This window comes from Vulcanococcus sp. DEBay_Sum29NL08_54 (assembly GCF_017859255.1).
Taxonomy (GTDB): Bacteria; Cyanobacteriota; Cyanobacteriia; order PCC-6307; family Cyanobiaceae; genus Vulcanococcus.
The window spans coordinates 33,389-53,140 of record NZ_JAFMNJ010000013.1 but is presented as its reverse complement, the minus strand read 5'-3'; the positions used below and the strand labels follow the sequence as shown (position 1 = coordinate 53,140).

Here is a 19,752-nt window from a genome sequence, read left to right as displayed (position 1 = left end):
AGAGCGGTCGACTGTTAATCGATTGGTCGCAGGTTCGAATCCCGCCCGGGGAGTTCTCAAAGCCCCAGCCCCCGCGGCTGGGGCTTTTTGCTGGCCAGTCATCTCAAGCCAAGAATCGCTTCACAACAAACACCCGGGAATCGCAACCCAAAAGACGAAAGAAAAGCTGAAGATTCCAAGGCTCGCCGTCTGGGGCGATTTGCCCAGATCCATCTCCAGTACTGACGCCAGACGGCCCAGGAGCCAAAGCCAAGGCGAAGCAATGTTGTGCAGAAGCACAAAAAGCCGCGGAGAATACCGACGGTGAACTTCGGCCCTTCACTGCAACCGCGACCCCGTTTACCGAGGAGCCAGTCATGAAGCCCTGCATCCTGCTGATCGAAGACGACGGCGACATGCGCGAGCTTGTGGCCGGACACCTGGAGCACAGCGGCTTCGACGTGCAGCGGGCCGAGGACGGCATCAAAGGCCAAGCACTGGCCCTGCAGTACACCCCCGATCTGGTCCTGCTGGATCTGATGCTGCCCAAGGTCGACGGGCTGACCCTCTGCCAGCGACTCCGGCGCGATGAGCGCACCTCCCGCATCCCGGTGCTGATGCTCACCGCCCTAGGGAGCACCAAAGACAAGGTCAGCGGCTTCAACTCCGGTGCAGACGACTACCTCGCGAAGCCGTTTGACCTCGAAGAGCTCCTGGTGCGGATCAAAGCGCTCCTGCGCCGCTCCGATCGCGCGCCGCTCTCGACCAAGCACAACGAAATCCTCAACTACGGCTGCCTGACACTCGTCCCCGAGCGCTTTGAGGCGATCTGGTTTGACGAGCCCGTGCGGCTGACGCACCTGGAGTTCGAACTGCTCCACTGCCTGCTGCAGCGCCATGGCCAGACCGTGGCCCCCTCACTGATTCTCAAAGAGGTCTGGGGCTACGAGCCCGACGACGACATCGAAACGATCCGCGTCCACGTGCGTCACCTGCGCACCAAGCTCGAGCCCGATCCCCGCAAACCTCGCTTCATCAAGACCGTCTACGGCGCTGGCTACTGCCTAGAGCTCCCCAGCGGAGACCATCAAGAGGAGCTGGCCCAACTGGTGCAGCAGGCCCGCGACAACCGGCGCACCGCCGCTTAAAGCGACAGCAACGCCACCTCCCAGGCCAAGCGCGGTTGCACGTAACTGCGCAGCTGCCCCCTGAGCTGCTCCAGGCGCTTCAGGGGGACTGAATCCTGGCGTTGACGCCAGAGACGCAGCTGCCACCAGTTCAACAACCAGAGCTGCTGCTCCACATCCAGAGCCTCACACAGGTCCCGGGCCAAGGAGAGGGCCACCAGCGGGGTCTGCGCTGCATCGCCGCCTGAAAAAGCGCTGCAACGCTCGGCCAAGCCCTCCGGCAAGGCCTGCCATTGGGCCCGTTGCTCCAGCAGGGCACCGGGGGAGCCGGCCGCGAGTTCCAGCAGCTCCGGCGGGTCACCGGCCTGGGCCATTCCCCCGTGGCCATGGCGCTGCAGCACCGCCTCCAGCAACTGGGGTTCAAGCCGCGCGAAGGCGATCGACTGGCAGCGGGAGCGAATCGTGCTGAGCAGCCGATCCGGAGAGGCCGTCAGCAGGATCAACATCCCGTCGCCGGGCTCCTCCAGGGTCTTCAGCAGGGCATTGGCCGCGCCCTCGGCCATCGCCTCCACGGTCTCCATCACCACCAGGCAGCGGGGGGACTCCACCGGCCGGCGGGCCAAAAACTGCGACACGGCCCGGACCTGCTCCAGGCGCAACTGGGGGGGCGCCTTGCGGCTCACGCCGGCGGCCTCCGCCTGGGATGCCGGCACCAGCTGACCCTTGTCGGAGTAGGTGGGCTCCACCCACAGCAAATCGGGATGGTTGCCGTCCTGCAGCCGACGCCTCACCGAGGGGGAGCCATCCAGCCCAGCAATCACTCCCTCCAGGAAGCGCAATGCCGCCAGACGACGACCCACTCCGTCGGGACCGCAAAAGAGATAGGCCGGGGCCAGACGCTGGTGCTGCAGTCCCGCAGTCAGTAGGGCCACCGCCTGGGGCTGCCCCAGCAGATCCTCAAACAGCTCAGCCATCGCTGGTGCAGGTGGCTTGGATGGCGGCCTGCAGGGCTGCGCTGACCGCCTCTGGCGATTGGCTGGCCTCAATGCGGCACCAACCGTATTGCTGGGCCAAGGCCGTGAAACCAGCACAGACCCGGGCCAGGAAGGCCTCGCCGCTGGCTTCGATGCGATCGGCCGGGCGATGGCCGCGGCGGCGCAGGGACTCCGCCAAGGGGATCTCCAGCAGGGCCGTGAGATCGGGTTCCAGCCCGGCGGTCGCGATTCCAGCCAGCTGCTCAATCAACGCCAAGGAGAGGCCGCGGCCGTAGCCCTGATAGGCCGCCGTCGACCCCACAAAGCGATCGCTCAGCACCCAGTGGCCGGCCTCCAGGGCCGGAGCGATGCGCTGCTGAACGTGCTGGGCGCGATCGGCCGCGTACAGGAGCAACTCCGCCGTGGACTCCGGGGCGGCGTCCCCAGGCGGATGCAGCAGCAGTTGGCGCAGGGCCTGGCCCAAGGCCGTGCCACCTGGCTCCCGGGTCACCAGCAACTGCGCCCCCTCGGGCATCAAGCCGCTGCTGGGCAACCACTGCTTCAGGGCTTCGATCTGGGTGGTCTTGCCACAGCCGTCGATGCCCTCCAGGACCAGAAAACGACCCCGCCTAGTCATGGCGCCCCAACAACAGTGCGTTCACGACAACAGTGATTGAGCTCATCGCCATCAACAGAGCTGCCAGCGGGGGTGACAGCACGACGCCAAAGCCTGGCAGGAGCACCCCGGCGGCGATGGGCAACACCACCAGGTTGTAGCCAAAGGCCCAAATCAGGTTTTGCCTCACCTTGGCCATGGTCTGACGCGCGAGCCGCAGCGCCATCGGGATGGCCTCCAGGCGTTCGCCGAGCACCACCAAATCAGCGGTATCGATGGCGATCTGGGTTCCCGTTCCAACGGCAATACCCAGGTCCGCCGCGGCCAAGGCCGGTGCGTCATTAATGCCATCGCCCACCATCCCCACCGGTCCGCTCGAGGCCGAACGTGCCTGATCGATCCGTTCCAGCTTCTGCTGCGGCAGCAGTTCCCAGGCCAACTCCTCTTGCGGCAAGCCCAACTGGCTGGCCAGGTGCCGCACAGGCGCCTGGCGGTCGCCGCTCAACAGCCCCAACTGCAGTCCCATGGAGCGCAGCTGGGCCAGGGCCTCTGGAGCATCCCCACGCGGCTGATCATCAATGGCGATCAGGCCCTGCAACTGGCTCGTGGCAACAGCCACAACCGTCGCGCCCTGCTCTTCCTGCGCGCTCCACCACTGCCGGTGCTCCTCGGCCATCTCCACTCCCTCCTGGAGCAACCAAGCCGGTCGTCCCACCCGAGCCAGGCCATGGCCCGTGACCTGGGCTTGCACGCCATCGCCAGCCAGGGTGCTGGCTTCGCTCACCTCGAGCAGCGCGAGCTCCAGCTGCTGCGCCCGCTGCAGCAGGGCATGGGCCAGAGGGTGACGGGTCTGCGCCTCCAGGCTGGCCGCCAGCTGAATCAGGGTCGATTCGCTGCCGCCAGGGTCAGCCAGCGTCACAGCCCGCACCGTGGGGCGACCGACCGTCAGGGTCCCCGTCTTGTCAAAGAAGAGCGTGCCCAGACGGGAGGCCGCCTCGATCACATCGCCACCGCGAAACAGCACCCCGGAACGGGCGGCCCGGCCACTCCCCACGGTGATGGCCGTTGGCGTCGCCAGTCCCAAGGCGCAAGGGCAGGCCACCACCAGGACCGCGATGCTGAGCTGAAGTCCCAGGACAAACGGTGTTTCAGCCGCCAAGCCCAGGCTGCGGTGCCCGCCGTGCTGGTGGAGTGCCGGTGCAGCGCTCAAGACCTGCGGCCAGAGCTGGGCGCCAATCAACCACCAGAACAGGAACGTGCCCAGGGCCAACAGCATCACCACGACGCTGAAGCGCCCCGCCACCCGATCGGTGAGGGTTTGAATCGGCGCCTTGCGGGCCTGGGCGCTTTCCACCAAAGCAATGATTCGCGCCACGGCGCTCTCGCGGCCGGGGCGCAGCACCTCAAGCTCCAGGGTCGCCTGCAGATTCAAGGAACCCGCCGCGAGCTCCTGACCGACACCCGCCAGCAACGGCAGGGGTTCACCGGTCAGGCTGGAGACATCCAAGCTCGACTGGCCCTCGAGCACGCGACTGTCCACCGGGACCCGATCCCCCGGCAGCAGCCGCAGGCGATCCCCCGGCCGCAGGGCGCCGACGCGCACCGGCTCGAGCCGCACCTGAGCGCCACTGCCCAAGACCAGCAGCGCCTGATCCGGTTGCAAACGGGCCAACTCCTGCAGCGCCCGTCCGGTGCGAAAGCGTGCCCGCTCCTCGAGGAAACGCCCCATCAAAACGAAGCCCAGCAGCATCACCGGCTCGTTGAAAAAGCACTGCCAGCCAACCGCCGGCCAGAGCAAGGCCACCAGGCTCGCGAGGTAGGCACTGCCCATCCCCAAGCCCACCAGGGTGTCCATTCCCGGGGCACCGGCCCAGGCGGAACGCCAACCCTGAACCAAGATCGGGCGCCCCGGCAGCAGCAGAGCCGCGGTCGCCACCAGCGCATGCAGGCGAATGTCCGCCAGGGGGGCAAGGGGCAGCTGACCGGCTTCCGCCAGGTGCCCGGAGACCGAGAACACGAGCAGCAGAAGCGCCACCATCAGCTGGCGCCAGCGCTGCCACCAACTGAACTGTTGCTGCCGCTGCGCCAGGCTCAAGGGCCGGTCCTCGTCATCGAGGCTCCGCAACGCGGCGGAGTAGCCCATCGCCGCCAGGGCCTCAATTAAGGGCTGGGCTGGTTCCTGGACGTCGGGGTCCAGTCCCACCCAGGCCGTCCGGTTGAGCAAGTTCACGCTGGCCTGCCGCACTCCGGGTTGGGCCAGCAAGCGCTGTTCCACCGCGCGGACACAACCGCCACACTTCATGCCCTCCACATCCAGCAAGAGCGGCGCCACCGGCTGGGCTGCTGGCTCGAGCTCTGGAGACACGAAGACACAGAGAGGAGCCCCAGGCTAGGGAGTTCTCACGGTTCTCCCCTGATCCGCAGGGCACAAGTCAGGATGGGGCGACGAAGCTCAGGTGCAAGCCGTGCCCCGCTCCCAGCGCAACGACAACTTCATCGACAAGAGCTTCACGGTGATGGCGGACCTGATCCTCAAGGTGCTGCCCACCAACCAACGAGCCAAAGAAGCGTTTGCGTACTACCGCGATGGCATGAGCGCCCAGGCGGACGGTGAATACGCCGAAGCGTTGGACAACTACGCCGAAGCGCTCAAGCTTGAGGAAGACCCCAACGACAAGGCCTTCATCCTCTACAACATGGCCCTGGTGTTTGCCAGCAATGGCGAGCACGAAAAGGCTCTCGAGCACTACGGCCAGGCCCTGGATCTCAACGGCAAGATGCCCCAGGCGCTGAACAACATGGCGGTGATTCACCACCACCTGGGCTCCATCGCCGAAGAGCAGGGCGAGAGGGATGAAGCCGATCGCCGCTTTGATCTGGCGGCGGACTTCTGGGGCAAGGCCATCCGCCTGGCGCCCAACAACTACATCGAAGCCCAGAACTGGCTCAAGACCAGCGGCCGCGGCAGCGTTGACGTCTACTTCTGAGTTGGCGTTGGGGAATTAAGCCCTGTCATCGGCGGGGTTCACCCCCAGGGCCGCCACCAGGGCTTCAGCGACGCTCCCCGCCTCGTGAAGCTGCAGGTCCAAGCCGGCCGCCAGCCGGCCCAAGCCGGAGCCCTTGGGGACCACAGCCCGGTTAAAGCCCAAGCGAGCCGCCTCCTGCAGGCGCTGCTCCAGCTGCCCCACGGGACGCAACTGTCCGCCCAGGCCCAACTCACCCACCAGAACCGTGCCCGGCGGCAGGGTCAGATCGCGGTAGCTCGCCACCACAGCGGCCGCCACGCCCAGGTCAGCCGCGGGCTCCTCCACGTCCAAGCCACCGGCCACGGCCAAGTAGCAGTCGAAGCGGGAGAGGGGCAGCCCCAGGTGCTTCTCCAGGACCGCCAGGATCTGGTGGAGGCGGTTGGTGCCGATTCCTGTGGCGGTGCGGCGGGGGCTGGCGTAACTGGTGGTGCTGACCAGGGACTGCAGTTCCACCACCAGTGGCCGGGTGCCCTCGCAGGCCACGATCGTCGCCGTTCCGGCGCTGGGTTCATCGCTGCCCAAAAACAGCTCGCTGGGGTTGAGCACCTGGGCCAGGCCCTGGCCGCGCATCTCAAACACCCCCAATTCATGGGTTGCGCCAAAGCGGTTTTTCACCGCCCGCAGCAAGCGATGGCTGGCGAAACGATCCCCCTCAAAGGTCAGGACCGCATCCACCAGGTGCTCCAGCACCTTCGGCCCCGCCAACATGCCTTCTTTAGTGACATGGCCCACCAGCAACAGCGCCGTGTTCTGGCGCTTGGCGATCCGCGCTAGGGCGGCGGCACATTCCCGCACCTGGGCCACGGAGCCCGGGGCACTGCCCAGTTCGCCGTCGTGCAGTGCCTGGATGCTGTCGATCACAGCCACGGCCGGCCGCAGCGCCTCCAGCTCCTGCAGCACCAACTCCAGGTCTGTCTCCGCCAGGAGCTGCAGCCCACCAGGCCCCTCCTGCGGGGGCGGGAGCTCCCCTTGCTCCTCCGCCAGCCGGCGCCAGCGGAGCTTCACCTGCTGGGCCGACTCCTCCGCACTCACATAGAGAACGGAATGGCGGGCCGCCATCGCCTGGGCGCTCTGCAGCAGCAGCGTGCTCTTGCCGATGCCGGGGTCACCGCCCAACAGCACCAGGGAACCCGGCACCAATCCGCCGCCAAGAACGCGATCAAACTCGCTGTAGCCACTGGCCAGGCGCTGCAAGGGGCGATCGCCAACGGCCGCGATGGGCTCGGAGCGGCGCGGCGCGGCGGGGATTGGAGCATCGGCCTCGCTGGCCACCACCGGCCGGCGGCGACGGTTGTCGCTGGCGGGGGCGGACTGCTCCACCAGGCTGTTCCAGCTGCCGCAACTGGAGCAGCGGCCAAAAAACTGCCGGGTCTGGGCTCCGCAGCTCTGGCAGACGTAGGTGCTGGTGGTGCGTGCCAAAGGGCTGAATCGGGCAGAGGGATGAAGACGGTGTATGACGAATGTGGGGTTTCGTCGATCACGAACCCCGCCAGACCTCTTCAGTAGGTCTAATCACTTAGTAATGGCCACCCAGACTGGCGCAATGACGGCCTCCTCCGCTCCAGCCAAGGAAACGATTCTGGTCGTGGATGACGAGGCCAGCATCCGCCGCATCCTGGAAACACGCCTCTCGATGATTGGCTACCAGGTGGTCACCGCCTGCGACGGCCAAGAGGCACTGGAGGCCTTCCGCAACACCAACCCGGACCTGGTGGTGCTGGACGTGATGATGCCCAAGCTGGACGGCTACGGCGTCTGCCAGGAACTGCGCAAGGAATCCGACGTTCCAATCGTGATGTTGACGGCCCTCGGAGACGTGGCCGACCGCATCACGGGCCTTGAGCTCGGTGCCGACGACTACGTCGTCAAACCCTTCAGCCCCAAGGAGCTCGAAGCCCGCATCCGCTGCGTGCTGCGCCGAATCGACAAGGAGGGGGCTGCCGGGATCCCCAATTCAGGCGTCATCCAAATCAACGAAATCCGGATCGACACCAACAAGCGCCAGGTGTTCCGCGGCGATGAGCGCATTCGCCTGACCGGCATGGAATTCAGCCTGCTGGAGCTGCTGGTGGGCCGCAGCGGCGAACCCTTCAGCCGCGGCGAAATCCTCAAGGAGGTCTGGGGCTATACCCCCGAGCGCCATGTGGATACCCGGGTGGTGGATGTTCATATCTCCCGGCTGCGCTCCAAACTGGAAGACGATCCGGCTAACCCCGAGCTGATCCTCACGGCTCGCGGCACCGGCTATCTGTTCCAACGCATCGTTGAAGCCGTTGCCCCAGAATCCAACTGACGCGACGGGCCAAGGCGCCTCAAACCGCCGAAACCGCCCGAAAGCCATACGGCGGCTGGTGATTTGGTATCGCCGCAATGCGGCCGTCACCAGCTTGGTGGGTTCAGCCTCCGCAGCCGGCACGGCAGCGGGCTCGATGGCGGGCTCCGTCGTCACCACGGCGGGAACGGCGGCTGGAGCGGCCGGTGCAGCCGCCAATACGGTGCTGCAGCCCCTGGTCTTTGACCCCCTCCGGCGCCTGCAGCAAGGCGTGGGTGGTGTGGATGGGGAAGCCATCAACGACGCCGATCGGCTCTGGGTCGCCGTTGACGGAATGGGCGGCGACTATGCCCCCGGTCCGATCCTCGAAGGCTGCCTGCGGGCCGTCCGCCTGCTGCCCGTACGGGTGAAGTTCGTGGCTGAAACCGCCGCTGTGGAGGCGGCCGTTGCCGAACTCGAGCTGGGCGAGGAACTGAGCGAAGCGCAACAAAAGGGCCTGCTTGAACTGGTGCCCAGTGGCCCTTCGGTGGGCATGAACGAAGAGGCCACGGTGGTGCGCAAGAAGCGTGACGCCAGCATCAACATGGCCATGGATCTGGTGAAGGCTGGAGAGGCCACGGCCGTCTACTCCGCCGGCAACTCCGGGGCGGTGATGGCCTCAGCCATCTTCCGGCTGGGACGGCTCAAGGGCATCGATCGCCCGGCCATTGGCGCCCTCTTCCCCACCAAAGATCCCGCTCAGCAGGTGCTGGTGCTCGATGTCGGCGCCAACATGGACGCCAAGCCCAGCTACCTGCACCAGTGGGCTCTCCTGGGGAACATCTACAGCCGCGATGTCCTGCAGGTCCAAGAGCCCCGCATCGGCCTGCTGAACATCGGCGAGGAGGAGTGCAAGGGCAACGACCAGGCCCTCAAGACCTATCCCCTCATGGCGGCTGAAACCCGCTTCCGCTTTGCCGGCAACTGCGAGGGCCGCGACGTCCTCTCCGGTGACTTTGATGTGGTCGTCTGCGACGGCTTCACCGGCAACGTGCTGCTGAAGTTCCTGGAGAGCGTGGGCAGTGTTCTGTTGGATGTGCTCAAGGCCGAGCTCCCCCGCGGCCGCCGCGGCAAGGTCGGCTCCGCCTTCTTGATGAGCAACCTGCGGCGGATCAAGAAACGCCTCGACCATGCTGAACACGGCGGCGCACTCCTCCTCGGGGTCAATGGGGTCTGCGTCATCGGCCACGGCAGCAGCAAAGCGCTCTCGGTGGTCAGCGCCCTGCGCATCGCCCATTCCGCTGCAAACCACGGCGTGATGGACGACCTGCACCGCCTCAGCGAAGCCGAAAACGAAACCATTGCCTGTGGTTGACTGACCCCCACCGTCTCGGGCCAGGCCATATGACCAGCGCTGCCAAAGCCGGGACCCCCTGGGGCATGGCCCTGGTGGGGTGCGGCAGTGCTGTGCCAGTGAACCGGGTTAGCAACGAACAACTCAGCACCCGAGTCGACACCAGCGACGAGTGGATCCGCACCCGCACGGGCATCGGCGCACGGCGCATCTGCAATGCCGATGAACCCCTGACCGTCATTGCGACGCGCGCAGCTGAGGCCGCCCTGGAGCATGCCGGTTGGCAACCGGAGGATCTGGACCTGATCCTGATGGCCACCTCCAGCCCCGACGATCTCTTTGGCACAGCCCCCCGGGTTCAAGGTGCCCTCGGCGCCAAAAACGCGGTGGCCTTTGACCTCACCGCCGCCTGCAGTGGCTTCCTCTTTGCCCTGATCACGGCCGGCCAATACCTGCGCAGCGGTGCCATGCGCCGGGCCCTGGTGATCGGCGCCGATCAGCTCAGCCGCTGGGTGGACTGGGACGACCGCACCACCTGCGTGCTCTTCGGTGATGCCGCCGCTGCCGTGGCCGTCGAAGCCTGCCCCGCCGACCAGGACGGCCTGCTGGGCTTCCAGATGCGCTCCGATGGCAGTCGCAATGGCTGCCTGACCCTCGCTCAGACCGACAGCCATCACCCGGTCCTCGACGGGGTCAGTGCCCAGCAGGGTGGCTTTGAGCCCCTGCGGATGAACGGCCAGGAGGTCTACAAGTTCGCCGTGCGCGAAGTCCCCGCCGTCCTGAAGGAGCTACTGGAGGACACCGGAACCGAAGCGGAGCAACTCAACTGGCTGCTGCTGCACCAGGCCAACCAGCGCATCCTCGATGCGGTGGCCGATCGCTTCAAAATTCCCCACGAACGGGTGCTGAGCAACCTGAGCAACTACGGCAACACCTCTGCCGCCACCATTCCCCTGATGCTGGACGAGGCCGTCAAGGATGGCCGCGTTCAACCCGGTGACCTGATCGCCAGCAGTGGCTTTGGCGCTGGACTGAGCTGGGGCGGAGCCCTGTTGCGCTGGAAGGGCCCCGCGTAGGCTCCCCCGGTCACTTCAATGCGCGGCCATGGGTAACGCCTGGGTTTTCCCTGGACAGGGCTCTCAGAAGGTGGGCATGGCCGCGGGGGTCCTGGAACTCCCAGGAGCCAAGGAGCGTTTTGAGGCCGCATCCACCCTGCTGGGCCGCGACCTGCTGGCGATCTGCAACGGCGAAGCCGAGGGCGAGCTCAGCGATCTGGGCGACACCCGCAACACCCAGCCCGCCCTGTTTGTGGTGGAAAGCCTGCTGGTGGATGGCCTGAAGGCCCAGGGCCGCAGCGCCAACCTGGTGGCTGGCCACAGCCTCGGCGAACTGGTGGCCCTCTATGCGGCCGGCGTGTTCGATGCCGCAACGGGTATCCAGCTGATGAAGACCCGCAGCGAACTGATGGCCGCCGCCGGCGGCGGCGCAATGACCGCCGTCATGGGCTTTGACCGCGGCGAACTCGAAGCCCTGGTCAATGCCACCGAAGGCGTGGTGATTGCCAACGACAACAGCAGTGCCCAGGTGGTCCTCTCGGGCAGCCCTGAGGCCGTCAACAGCGTCAGCAGCCAGCTGAAGTGCAAGCGGGCGATCCCCCTCGCGGTCAGTGGCGCCTTCCACTCCCCCTTCATGGAGCAGGCCGCCTCGGCTTTCGCCGCCACCCTGGAGGAGGTCAGCTTCGCCGACGCCTCAATTCCGGTTCTGAGCAACACCGACCCCACCCCTGAGACCAGCGGTGCGGCGCTCAAGGCACGCCTGCGCAGCCAGATGACCACAGGGGTGCGCTGGCGCGAAACGATGGAGGCCATGACCGCCGCCGGCATCAGCACCGCCGTGGAGATCGGACCGGGGAACGTCCTCAGCGGCCTGATCAAACGCAGCACCGAAGGCATCACCAACGCGCAGATCGCCACCGCCGCCGACCTGGGGCTGTGAATCGCCCCGTCAAGGCGGTCAAACGCGTCCTCCGCCGCCGCAAACCCGCCGAACCACCGGCCCTGATCCGCACCCCGCGGCCGAGCCTCACCTACCGCCTGGTGAGCTATCTGCTGGTGTTCCCGATCTACCGGCTGCTCTTCCGCGGGCGCACCGCCGGCAACGCCCATGTGCCGATGGAAGGCGCCCTGGTGGTGGTGGCCAACCACGGCTCGCACCTCGATCCACCCCTGCTCGGGCATGCCCTGGGGCGCCCCGTGGCCTTCATGGCCAAGGCGGAACTGTTCAAGATTCCACTGCTGGGACCGATCATCCGCGCCTGCGGGGCCTATCCGGTCTCCCGCGGCGCCAGCGACCGCGAAGCCATCCGCACCGCCACCGATCGCCTCGATCAGGGCTGGGCCACCGGCGTTTTTATTGATGGCACCCGCCAGGCCGACGGCCGGGTCAACAACCCCCAGCCCGGTGCGGCCCTACTGGCCGCCCGCGCCGGCGTCCCCCTGCTGCCCGTCGCGATCATCAACAGTCACCGCGCCCTGGGCACCGGCTCACGCACGGCGCGCCTGCTGCCCGTCCACATCCGCATTGGCACGCCGATCCCGCCGCCGGCCAGCCGCAAGCGGGCGGATCTCGATCAAGCCACAGCCGCCTGCCAGGCCCAGATCAATGCCCTGCTGGATCAAGGCCTGATCAGCGACCCCGCACTTCCTCCAGCAGCGGACCAAAACGCTCTGCCGCCCAGTCCCTAAGGTCCCGGCCACTCACCACCCAGAGGGCCGCCCGCAGCCCATCACCCCAGACCTTGCGCCAGTCCTCGGGGACACAGCGCTCACCGCAGGGCACGGCCAACGGCGTCAGCCCGATCCCGCGGCTCCCCGCCACAACGCGTCCCACCATCAGGGCCCGGTCCATGTGATCACTGCTGGTCACCAGGACCACGTGGCGGATCTTGGAGCGCTTGAGGTCATCCACCACAGAGGTGAAGTTGCTCAGGGTGTCGGTGGCCCGGTAATCCAGCAGGACTCGCGTGTCATCGAGGCCGCGACCGCGGAATAACCAGTGGGCGTACTCCGGGTTGCTGCCGCCGCTGACCATCACCGGCAGGCCATCGCGCTTGGCGACCTCGGCCCCAACCCGCTCCCGCTCCACATCGCCGCCGAGCACCAGCACCAACTGCGGTGGGGGCAGCGCCGGGAAGACCAGTCCTCGGCTACTCCAACCGACCGCGCACAAGGCCGCCAGCAGCAGCAGGCGCCGAGCCCTGCCGCGGCGACGGGGGCGACGGCGCCTCCTGCGCGGCCGGGATTCGGTCTGACGCTGGGCCTGGGTCATCCGCCCTCCACCGGGCTGGTGGGATAGAGCGGCAGCACCGTGCTCCAAGGCCCCGGCAATGCCGCTGCATGGGCCAGTCGCCCCAGGGTCAACAGCTGCAGCACATCCGCCTCCGCCTCAACCTGGGCCTCGACGCCGCCCGGCCCGGCTTCATCGGGCTTAAACAGACGCGGTTCCACGCATTCGTCGATCCCCCCCAGGGCTGAGGCATCCAAGCGGTAGGCCCCCGCCACAATCCCCCGGCGCGGCAGGGTTTGCTGCAACCAGAACTGGGGCTGATCCGGCTGGAAGGCCCCGGCCGCCGCCAGGCGACGTGCGATCAGCAAAAAGCTGCTGAAACCGTGCAGGGGAATCTGCAGCTGCTGGGCCAAGGTGCGCGCCAGGACCACGGTGAGGCGTGTTCCGGTAAAGCCTCCGGGACCGGTGGCGACCACAATCCGAGCCAACTGAGGCCAACGCTCCGCGGGCAGCAGCTCCTCCACGCAGGGGAGCAAGGCATTGGAGAGCTGACGCCCCAAGGGGAAGCTGGCGCACTGGGGAGGCGCGCCCTCCTGCTGGAGATCGCAGAGACCGACCCCCAGGGTTTCGCTTGAGCTGTGCAACGCCAGCAGCAAGGAGGGTTCGCTCATGTGGGCAGCAACTCCCCAGGACAGAGCCGCTGCCAGCGGCCCCGCTCGAGCTCAAAACTGCCGCAGGCGCGCACGTCCCACTCAACGCCCACGTCCGTGGAGCCCAGCTCCCTGACCTGAACGTGAATCTTGGGTTCGCTGGGAACGAACTGCGGCGCTGCGCAGAGATGGGCAGCGCCGTGCTGACGCTCCACTGCGTGGTAGGCCTGGCACTGGTCGACCCAGCGGCAGTCCACGCAGATGCACATCTCCAGCGTCAGCGCAGATGGGCTCATTGTGCCCGGCTCTGGCGGTTCTGCAGCGGCAGTGGCCTGGAGTGTCCTGCGCGCTGAGGACTGGCCGGTCCCCCTCTCCGCCTTTCCCGCCGATGCCGCCTTGGTGGGGGGAGCGGTCCGCGATGCCCTGTTGAACCGCCTGGGTCCGGCCCCCGACCTCGACCTGGTGGTGGCGGACGGCGCCATCGCCCTCTGCAAGACGCTCAGCAAGCGCTTTGGCGGCAGTCCTGTGGTGCTGGACGCCGAGCGTGACATCGGACGGCTGGTGATCCGCGGCTGGAGCGTGGATCTGGCGCGCCGCGAAGGCCAGAGCCTCGCTGACGACCTAAAGCGCCGGGACTACAGCGTCAATGCCATGGCCCTGCCGCTGGCCCAACGGGACCAGCTGGTGGACCCCCATGGGGGCCTGGAGCATCTGCAGCGCCGTCAGCTGGTGGCCCTGGCGGAACGCAACCTGCTGGATGACCCCCTGCGCCTGCTGCGGGGGGTTCGCCTGGGGAGCGAGCTGGAGTTTGAGCTCGATGACACCACCACGGGCTGGATTCGGCAGCACAGGGAGCGCCTCAGCAGCGTGGCCGGGGAGCGCGTCCTGGCGGAACTGGAGAAGCTCTGCCAAAGCCCCCAGGGGCAGCAGGGACTGCAGCGCTGCCTGGATTGGGGGCTGCTGGCCCCCTGCCCTGCCCTGGCTCCCCTGACGCCGCTCACGGCCGAGCAGGCCTCAAGCAGGGGCCTCAGCGACCAGGAGTGCCAGGAGGCCTTGCCGTTGGCTCGGATGGCTGCGGTTGTGGATGGCCCAGGCCTGCAGCAGCTCAAGAGCAGCCGCAAGCTGCAACAGCGGGTGCAGCGCCTGCGCCATTGGCAGCAGCGGCTGGGGGCCCAAAACCCCGCGGAACATGCCCAAGCCCTCAAGGAAGCGGAGCGACTGCAACTCCACCGCGACCTCAGCAGCGATCTGCCGGCCCTGCTGCTGCACTGGCCCGCCCCAGCGGCCAAGGCCTGGCTGCGGCGCTGGCGCGACCCTGAGGACCGGCTTTTTCATCCAAGAGCGGCCATCAATGGTGATCAACTGCAGCAGGAATTAGGCCTGAAAGCCTCACCCCAACTGGGATCCCTACTGCAGTTCTTGATGCTGGAGCAGGCCTTTGGCCGCCTTGATGGCACCGCGGAAGCCCTCGAACGTGCGCGCCAATGGCTGGAGAGGGACACCCGCCGTGATTAACTTCACAGTGAAAGGCGTTATCAACGACCTGAATTCAGCCAGTTAGGGCACAGCATTACGCCGTAGGTCGCCGATTGAACTCCGCTGTCGGGTTCGGTGCAGCCGCTTCGTGATTCACCCCCGACCAGCCAGAACCAAAACCTTTTTCTTCTCTCTCTCGTCCCATGAGCGTTCGTCTTTACGTTGGCAACCTGCCCCAGAGCTTCGATAACAAGGAGCTCGAGGCTCTGTTCTCCAGCGTTGGTGAAGGCGTCCGCTTCAAGGCTGTTCAGGACCGTGAAACCGGCGCTGGCCGCGGTTTCGGTTTCGCCAACGTCAACGACGAGAAGGTCGCTGATGCGGTGATCGAGCAGCTCAATGGCCGTGAGTTCGGCGGCAACGCCCTCCGCATCGAGCGCTCCGAGCGCCGTGATGACCGCCGCGGTGGCAATGATCGCCGTCCCGGTGGCGGCGCTGGCCCCGCCGTGGCCCGCAAGGCCGTCAACAAGGTCGTCCACCGCGACTCCGTGGAAGAGGGTGCTCCCGACCCCCGCTGGGCTGGCGAACTGGCCAAGCTCAAGGGTCTGCTGGACAACCAAAAGGCTGCGGTCTGATTGAGATGGATGAGCTGATCTGGAGCTGGAGAGGCCATCAGATCAGCTACACCCGAATCCCCCCCCAGAACGGCTCAACCGCCTGCGGTCGAGCCGTTCTTTGTGTGCATGGGTTTGGCGCCTCCAAGGGGCATTGGCGCCACAACCTCAGCGCCCTCGCCGCAGACAGCCCCGTCTATGCGATTGATCTCCTGGGGTTTGGCGGCAGCAGCAAGCCCGTCTCGCGCCTGGAGAACGAGCCCGACACCGCCGGCAGTGTGCGCTACGGCTTCGATCTGTGGGCCCAGCAACTGGTGGATTTCTCGAGGGAGGTCATCGCTGCCGAGGGACCGGTCAGCCTGCAGCTGATCGGCAACTCCATCGGTGGTGTCGTCTGCCTCAATGCCGCCCGGATGCTCTCGGAGGGCGGTCAGCCCCCATCCCAGGTGGTGCTGATCGACTGCGCCGAGCGAGAGCTCGACCTGAAACGTCTACCGGAACAACCCATCGGCGCTCAACTCTCCAGACCGCTGGTGATGGCGCTGGTGCGGCAGCGCTGGATCGTCAGCAACCTCTTCCGCTTCTTCGCTCGGGCCGGTGCGGTGCGCGCGGTGCTGAAACAGGCCTATCCGAGCGGCGGCAACGTCGACGACGAGCTGGTCCAACTGCTGCTGAAACCCAGCCAGGAGCCAGGAGCAACGGAGAGCTTCAGGGGCTTCGTCAATCTGTTCGATGACTGGCTGGCGCCGCAGCTGCTCGAGCGACTCAACGTGCCGGTGCGGATGCTCTGGGGCGAGGCAGACCCCTGGGAGCCGTTAGAGGAAGCCCGGCGCTGGAAGCAGACGTTCGCCTGTGTGCAGGACCTCGAGGTCCTACCCGGACTCGGGCACTGCCCCCACGATGAAGCTCCCGAGCGGGTCAATCCAATCTTGTGCCGTTGGCTCAAGTTGGGCTGGGAAGACGCTCAGCGCGCCTGAGCAATCACAAACGATTTGGGCAGGTCCAGGAACTTGCCCGTGCGGGGCACATAGGCGCGGTGGTTGAAGACGTCGTAATCGAGCTCTTCAATCACATCCAAGATGCCGCGGTAGAGGCGCAACGAGGCCCAGACCGGCCAACGGGCATCCGGGGCGAGCCAACGCACACCGGCTTCTGAGCGGGCGAACCACTCACGGGCACGGTCCACCTGGAAGCGCATCAGCTCACGCCAACTGTCGTTGAGGGTTCCAGCGAGCAACTCCTCCTCGCTGTAGCCAAAGCGCTGCAGATCCTCTTGGGGCAGGTAGATCCGACCGCGGCCCCGGTCTTCACCCACATCCCGAAGAATGTTCGTCAGCTGGTTGGCGATGCCCAAGGCAACGGCCGCATCACTGGTGTCCGGGGGATCACTCCAAGGGGCGGAGGTGTAGGCCGGATCAACGCCCATCACCTCCTGCGTCATCAGACCGACGGTGCCTGCAACGCGGTAGCAATAGAGCTTGAGGTCGTCGAAGGTCGCGTAGCGCGTCGTCGTCAGATCCATCCGCATCCCCTCGATCATGTCCAGATAGGGCTGGAGGGGCTGGGGATAGCGCTCGAGGGTGTCCACCATGACGCGATCGAGGCCATCTTGGATTTCGCCCTTGAAGAACGCCCGGGTGCGCTCCTCCCAACGATCGAGGCGTTCTGCCAACTCAGCGACCGGACGGGCCATGGCCTCAGGGCTGTCCATCAGCTCGTCGGTGCGCCGGCACCAGACGTAAATCGCCCAGATGGCCCGGCGCTTGGCCGGGGGCATCAGCAGGGTGCCCAAATAAAACGTCTTGGCCCACTCCGCCGTTTCCTGGCGGCAGGCTTCAAAAGCTTCCTCGAGGGAAGGAATGGTGGAGAGATCAGCCGTTGCTGTCACTGCCGCCATCAAGCAGCCACTGCTGCTTTGGCCTGGCTGACCGCCTGGGCACAGAGCTTGCCGCTCAGGACCGCACCTTCCATCGAAGCCAGGTAGCGCTGCATGGTGTAGTCACCGGCCAGGAAGAAGTTCGGGATCGGCGAGGTCTGATCCGGACGCAGTTTCTGGCAACCGGGAACGGTCTTGTAGACCGACAGCGGGGTCTTGACCACGATCGACTTGCGCAGCTTGGCCTGGTCGTCGCCGGTGAAGTGCATCGGGAAGAGACGCTTCAGCTCCTCCATGGTGGCCGCCACGATCTCCTCATCACTGCGGCCGATCCAATCCTTGGCCGGAGCAAACACCAGCTCGAGCATCGAGCGGTTGGGATCCTCGTACTCCTTACAGGTGTTGCTCATGTCGGCATAGACACTCAACAGAGGGCTACGGCTGAAGAGCAGGTGGTCGATGTCCGTGAGCTTGCGGTCAAACCAGAGGTGGATGTTGATCACCGGGACGCCATTGAGGCCATCCAGCTTCTGGAAGTAGGGCATCTGCTTCCAAGGCTCCGGCAGGAGCAGCTTGAAGGGATCGACCGGCAGGGCACTGACATAGGCATCGGCCTCGAGGGTGAAGCCCTCCTTGCCCTTGATGCCACCGATGCGGAAGCCGCTGACGCTGCCATCGGCATTGAGTTCGATCTCCCGCAGGGGGGAATCGAGGTGCACCTCACCGCCCCGGGCCGTGACGTAATCGACGATCGGCTGACAGAGCCGCTGGGGAGGGTTGCCATCGAGGAAGGCCATCTTGGATCCGTCGCTTTCCTGCAGGAAGCGATTCAGAGCCGTCAGCACAACCGTGCTGGAGATCTCGTCGGGATCGATGAAGTTCAGCGCCTTCGCCATGGCGATGAAGACCTCATCGTTCACCCGCTCAGGGATGTTGTGGATCCGTAGCCACTCGGTCCAGGAGTACTGGTCGCACTCTTCGACGTACTGCTGCCCGCGCAACATCGCCGGCACCAGGCCCATGCCGAAGGAGATCTTCTCGGGCCAGGACAACATGTCGTTGTTGCCCAAGATGGCGGCCACGCCGTTGAGCGGAGCCGGGATATCCGGGAAATCGAAGCGGCTGTAGGTACCCGGGGTCTCCTTTTGGTTGAAGATCATCGAGTGGCTCTTCCACTGGAGCCGGTCCTCGATGTTCAGCTCCTTGAAGAGCTGACGCATATTCCGGTAGGCACCAAAGAAGATGTGCAGACCGGTCTCATACCAATCACCCTCATCGTCCTGCCAGGCGGCCACCTTGCCGCCCAGGACATCGCGGGCTTCCACCACCACAGGGGTGTGTCCGGCGTCGCAGAGGTACTTGGCACAGGCCAACCCGGCCAAGCCAGCACCAGCAATGGCGACGCGCATGAAAAACAGGGAATCAGCACGCAACCTTAAAGGGCCCGTGCCCAGGGCTGAGTCCCTCCAGTCCCAAGCCGGCTTGACCAGACCCGCCAGGCGCTTCTTAAAGTCTTGACGCCGGCCTTCGGGTTCGCCGGTCAGCAGATTGCCTCGCCATGGCCGACACCCTGATCAAATCCACCACTCGCCACGTGCGCCTCTTCACGGCACGGGTGGAGAACGGTCAACTGGTCCCTGACGATCAGCAGCTCACCCTGGACCTGGATCCGGACAACGAATTTCTCTGGAACACGGCGGCCCAAGAGGTCGTGCAGCAGCGCTTCCAAGAACTGGTGCAGGCCAACGCCGGCAACGATCTCAACGACTACAACCTGCGCCGGATCGGATCGGAGCTCGAGGGAACCATCCGCACCCTGCTCCAGGCCGGTCAGCTCAGCTACAACCCCGACTGCCGAGTCCTGAACTACTCGATGGGTCTTCCCCAAAGCCCCGAGCAGCCATGACCCGCTCCCGCTACGGCCGCAGCAGCTACGACGAGGGTTACGGCCGTGAGAGCTATGGGGACCCGCGCCGCGGTGGCGGCCGGCCCCGGGGACCTGGCTCAGGTGGTGGTGGCGCCCCTGGTGGTGGCGGGGGCTTTCAGTTCAACGTGGGCACGGTGGCCGTGCTCGGTGGTGTCCTGGTGGTCGGCATCGGCATCGGGACCGGCATCTCCAGTAACACCCAAGGGGACCAGGGCAACATCGCCAGCTCCCAGCAGCTGGACATGGCCGTCCCCGATCCGGAGTTCTGCCGGCAGTGGGGCGCCAGTGCCTTCGTGATGGACATCGAGCTCTACACGACCATGAACCCCAGCTCGAGCTTCGTCACCCAACCGGCACTGCGGCCGGGCTGCGTGATTCGACGGGAGAACTGGAGCGTCCTGCAGAAGGAAGGGGCCGTCACCGCTGAGCAGATGCGCCAGTGCAAACAGCGGATGAACACCTTCGCCTACATCGGCTCGGTGAAGGACCAGCCGATCGTGCGCTGCGTCTACCAGACGGACATCACGGAGAACAAATTCATCACCAAGGGCGTTGCCGATGACGCCGCCGGCATCACCCCTGAAGCCGACCAGTTCTGAG

At 66.1% G+C, this 19,752-nt stretch carries 21 protein-coding genes; 12 read left to right on the top strand and 9 right to left on the bottom strand.

Annotation, left to right across the window (positions count from 1 at the left end):
* Window positions 1–356: 356 nt before the first annotated feature.
* A complete protein-coding gene (locus QZ186_RS06570) occupies window positions 357–1,127 on the top strand; it encodes a response regulator transcription factor (RefSeq protein ID WP_010313292.1) in 771 nt (256 codons plus the stop codon).
* On the opposite strand, the gene QZ186_RS06565 is transcribed toward QZ186_RS06570, so the two are convergent.
* The 3 genes from QZ186_RS06565 to QZ186_RS06555 are packed head-to-tail and all read right to left on the bottom strand — an operon-like array spanning window position 1,124 to window position 5,061.
* On the bottom strand, window positions 1,124–2,080 hold the full coding sequence (locus tag QZ186_RS06565) for a DNA polymerase III subunit delta' (RefSeq protein WP_296416215.1): 957 nt from the start codon (window positions 2,078–2,080) through the stop codon (window positions 1,124–1,126). The genes QZ186_RS06570 and QZ186_RS06565 overlap by 4 nt on opposite strands.
* Window positions 2,073–2,717 carry a dTMP kinase gene (gene tmk, locus QZ186_RS06560; protein WP_247476918.1) on the bottom strand — a complete coding sequence of 215 codons (645 nt, stop codon included), beginning with the start codon at window positions 2,715–2,717 and terminating at the stop codon, window positions 2,073–2,075. Before tmk ends, QZ186_RS06565 begins: the two co-directional genes overlap by 8 nt.
* Window positions 2,710–5,061, bottom strand: a complete 2,352-nt coding sequence (locus QZ186_RS06555) for a cation-translocating P-type ATPase (RefSeq protein ID WP_296416214.1) — start codon at window positions 5,059–5,061, stop codon at window positions 2,710–2,712. The genes tmk and QZ186_RS06555 overlap by 8 nt, the downstream gene beginning before the upstream one ends.
* A gap of 100 nt (window positions 5,062–5,161) precedes the next feature.
* On the opposite strand from QZ186_RS06555, the gene QZ186_RS06550 reads away from it, so the two are divergent.
* A complete protein-coding gene (locus tag QZ186_RS06550) occupies window positions 5,162–5,683 on the top strand; it encodes a photosystem I assembly protein Ycf3 (protein ID WP_010313302.1) in 522 nt (173 codons plus the stop codon).
* Between the two features lie 15 nt (window positions 5,684–5,698).
* Here QZ186_RS06550 and radA read toward each other — a convergent pair whose 3' ends face one another.
* Window positions 5,699–7,141 (bottom strand): DNA repair protein RadA, encoded by a 1,443-nt coding sequence (gene radA, locus QZ186_RS06545; protein ID WP_010313304.1) that lies wholly within the window; start codon window positions 7,139–7,141, stop codon window positions 5,699–5,701.
* 124 nt (window positions 7,142–7,265) lie between these two features.
* Here radA and rpaB point away from each other — a divergent pair, with 124 nt between their 5' ends.
* The 5 genes from rpaB to QZ186_RS06520 all read left to right on the top strand — a co-directional run bounded on the left by rpaB (window position 7,266) and on the right by QZ186_RS06520 (window position 12,071).
* Entirely contained in the window at window positions 7,266–8,015 is a 750-nt protein-coding gene (gene rpaB, locus QZ186_RS06540; protein ID WP_247476915.1) for a response regulator transcription factor RpaB, read from the top strand.
* Window positions 7,996–9,348 (top strand): phosphate acyltransferase PlsX, encoded by a 1,353-nt coding sequence (plsX, locus tag QZ186_RS06535; protein WP_296416213.1) that lies wholly within the window; start codon window positions 7,996–7,998, stop codon window positions 9,346–9,348. Before rpaB ends, plsX begins: the two co-directional genes overlap by 20 nt.
* Before the next feature lie 29 nt (window positions 9,349–9,377).
* Window positions 9,378–10,403, top strand: coding sequence for a beta-ketoacyl-ACP synthase III (locus tag QZ186_RS06530; protein WP_247476912.1), 1,026 nt, complete (start codon window positions 9,378–9,380; stop codon window positions 10,401–10,403).
* A 28-nt stretch (window positions 10,404–10,431) separates the two neighbouring features.
* Window positions 10,432–11,322 (top strand): ACP S-malonyltransferase, encoded by an 891-nt coding sequence (fabD, locus tag QZ186_RS06525; RefSeq protein ID WP_296416212.1) that lies wholly within the window; start codon window positions 10,432–10,434, stop codon window positions 11,320–11,322.
* Window positions 11,323–11,384: 62 nt separating this feature from the next.
* A complete protein-coding gene (locus QZ186_RS06520; RefSeq protein WP_156797711.1) occupies window positions 11,385–12,071 on the top strand; it encodes a 1-acyl-sn-glycerol-3-phosphate acyltransferase in 687 nt (228 codons plus the stop codon).
* Here the strand turns inward: QZ186_RS06520 and QZ186_RS06515 are convergent.
* From QZ186_RS06515 to QZ186_RS06505, 3 genes are read right to left on the bottom strand one after another with little or no spacing between them, the layout of a single operon-like run.
* Entirely contained in the window at window positions 12,013–12,654 is a 642-nt protein-coding gene (locus tag QZ186_RS06515) for a YdcF family protein (RefSeq protein ID WP_296416211.1), read from the bottom strand. The genes QZ186_RS06520 and QZ186_RS06515 overlap by 59 nt on opposite strands.
* A complete protein-coding gene (gene tsaB, locus QZ186_RS06510; protein ID WP_296416210.1) occupies window positions 12,651–13,283 on the bottom strand; it encodes a tRNA (adenosine(37)-N6)-threonylcarbamoyltransferase complex dimerization subunit type 1 TsaB in 633 nt (210 codons plus the stop codon). Before tsaB ends, QZ186_RS06515 begins: the two co-directional genes overlap by 4 nt.
* The gene (locus QZ186_RS06505; protein ID WP_296416209.1) at window positions 13,280–13,531 is read right to left on the bottom strand and encodes a Ycf34 family protein; all 252 of its coding nucleotides are present in this window, start codon (window positions 13,529–13,531) and stop codon (window positions 13,280–13,282) included. The genes tsaB and QZ186_RS06505 overlap by 4 nt, the downstream gene beginning before the upstream one ends.
* Here QZ186_RS06505 and QZ186_RS06500 point away from each other — a divergent pair.
* From QZ186_RS06500 to QZ186_RS06490, 3 genes are all read left to right on the top strand, one after another.
* Window positions 13,524–14,777, top strand: a complete 1,254-nt coding sequence (locus QZ186_RS06500) for a CCA tRNA nucleotidyltransferase (RefSeq protein WP_296416208.1) — start codon at window positions 13,524–13,526, stop codon at window positions 14,775–14,777. The two genes, QZ186_RS06505 and QZ186_RS06500, sit on opposite strands and share 8 nt — an antisense overlap.
* A 164-nt stretch (window positions 14,778–14,941) precedes the next feature.
* Complete coding sequence (locus QZ186_RS06495) at window positions 14,942–15,370, top strand: RNA-binding protein (RefSeq protein ID WP_296416207.1); 429 nt, start codon at window positions 14,942–14,944, stop codon at window positions 15,368–15,370.
* A gap of 5 nt (window positions 15,371–15,375) precedes the next feature.
* Entirely contained in the window at window positions 15,376–16,326 is a 951-nt protein-coding gene (locus QZ186_RS06490) for an alpha/beta fold hydrolase (RefSeq protein ID WP_296416206.1), read from the top strand.
* Here the strand turns inward: QZ186_RS06490 and QZ186_RS06485 are convergent.
* Window positions 16,314–17,246 carry a phytoene synthase gene (locus QZ186_RS06485; protein WP_296416205.1) on the bottom strand — a complete coding sequence of 311 codons (933 nt, stop codon included), beginning with the start codon at window positions 17,244–17,246 and terminating at the stop codon, window positions 16,314–16,316. The two genes, QZ186_RS06490 and QZ186_RS06485, sit on opposite strands and share 13 nt — an antisense overlap.
* Window positions 17,246–18,634, bottom strand: a complete 1,389-nt coding sequence (gene pds / locus QZ186_RS06480) for a 15-cis-phytoene desaturase (RefSeq protein WP_296416204.1) — start codon at window positions 18,632–18,634, stop codon at window positions 17,246–17,248. The genes QZ186_RS06485 and pds overlap by 1 nt, the downstream gene beginning before the upstream one ends.
* A gap of 149 nt (window positions 18,635–18,783) precedes the next feature.
* On the opposite strand from pds, the gene ndhM reads away from it, so the two are divergent.
* Both ndhM and QZ186_RS06470 read left to right on the top strand, forming a co-directional pair.
* On the top strand, window positions 18,784–19,131 hold the full coding sequence (gene ndhM, locus QZ186_RS06475; protein WP_010313331.1) for an NAD(P)H-quinone oxidoreductase subunit M: 348 nt from the start codon (window positions 18,784–18,786) through the stop codon (window positions 19,129–19,131).
* On the top strand, window positions 19,128–19,751 hold the full coding sequence (locus tag QZ186_RS06470) for a DUF3172 domain-containing protein (protein WP_247476882.1): 624 nt from the start codon (window positions 19,128–19,130) through the stop codon (window positions 19,749–19,751). The genes ndhM and QZ186_RS06470 overlap by 4 nt, the downstream gene beginning before the upstream one ends.
* Window position 19,752 lies beyond the last annotated feature (1 nt).

Bases quoted from the DNA above. Each gene is read 5' to 3' on its own strand.
- QZ186_RS06570 (WP_010313292.1), top strand. From the start codon at position 357: ATGAAGCCCTGCATCCTGCTGATCGAAGACGACGGCGACATGCGCGAG.
- QZ186_RS06565 (WP_296416215.1), bottom strand. From the start codon at position 2,080: ATGGCTGAGCTGTTTGAGGATCTGCTGGGGCAGCCCCAGGCGGTGGCC.
- tmk (WP_247476918.1), bottom strand. From the start codon at position 2,717: ATGACTAGGCGGGGTCGTTTTCTGGTCCTGGAGGGCATCGACGGCTGT.
- rpaB (WP_247476915.1), top strand. From the start codon at position 7,266: ATGACGGCCTCCTCCGCTCCAGCCAAGGAAACGATTCTGGTCGTGGAT.
- QZ186_RS06530 (WP_247476912.1), top strand. From the start codon at position 9,378: ATGACCAGCGCTGCCAAAGCCGGGACCCCCTGGGGCATGGCCCTGGTG.
- fabD (WP_296416212.1), top strand. From the start codon at position 10,432: ATGGGTAACGCCTGGGTTTTCCCTGGACAGGGCTCTCAGAAGGTGGGC.
- QZ186_RS06515 (WP_296416211.1), bottom strand. From the start codon at position 12,654: ATGACCCAGGCCCAGCGTCAGACCGAATCCCGGCCGCGCAGGAGGCGC.
- tsaB (WP_296416210.1), bottom strand. From the start codon at position 13,283: ATGAGCGAACCCTCCTTGCTGCTGGCGTTGCACAGCTCAAGCGAAACC.
- QZ186_RS06500 (WP_296416208.1), top strand. From the start codon at position 13,524: ATGCACATCTCCAGCGTCAGCGCAGATGGGCTCATTGTGCCCGGCTCT.
- QZ186_RS06505 (WP_296416209.1), bottom strand. From the start codon at position 13,531: ATGTGCATCTGCGTGGACTGCCGCTGGGTCGACCAGTGCCAGGCCTAC.
- QZ186_RS06495 (WP_296416207.1), top strand. From the start codon at position 14,942: ATGAGCGTTCGTCTTTACGTTGGCAACCTGCCCCAGAGCTTCGATAAC.
- QZ186_RS06490 (WP_296416206.1), top strand. From the start codon at position 15,376: ATGGATGAGCTGATCTGGAGCTGGAGAGGCCATCAGATCAGCTACACC.
- QZ186_RS06485 (WP_296416205.1), bottom strand. From the start codon at position 17,246: ATGGCGGCAGTGACAGCAACGGCTGATCTCTCCACCATTCCTTCCCTC.
- pds (WP_296416204.1), bottom strand. From the start codon at position 18,634: ATGCGCGTCGCCATTGCTGGTGCTGGCTTGGCCGGGTTGGCCTGTGCC.
- ndhM (WP_010313331.1), top strand. From the start codon at position 18,784: ATGGCCGACACCCTGATCAAATCCACCACTCGCCACGTGCGCCTCTTC.
- QZ186_RS06470 (WP_247476882.1), top strand. From the start codon at position 19,128: ATGACCCGCTCCCGCTACGGCCGCAGCAGCTACGACGAGGGTTACGGC.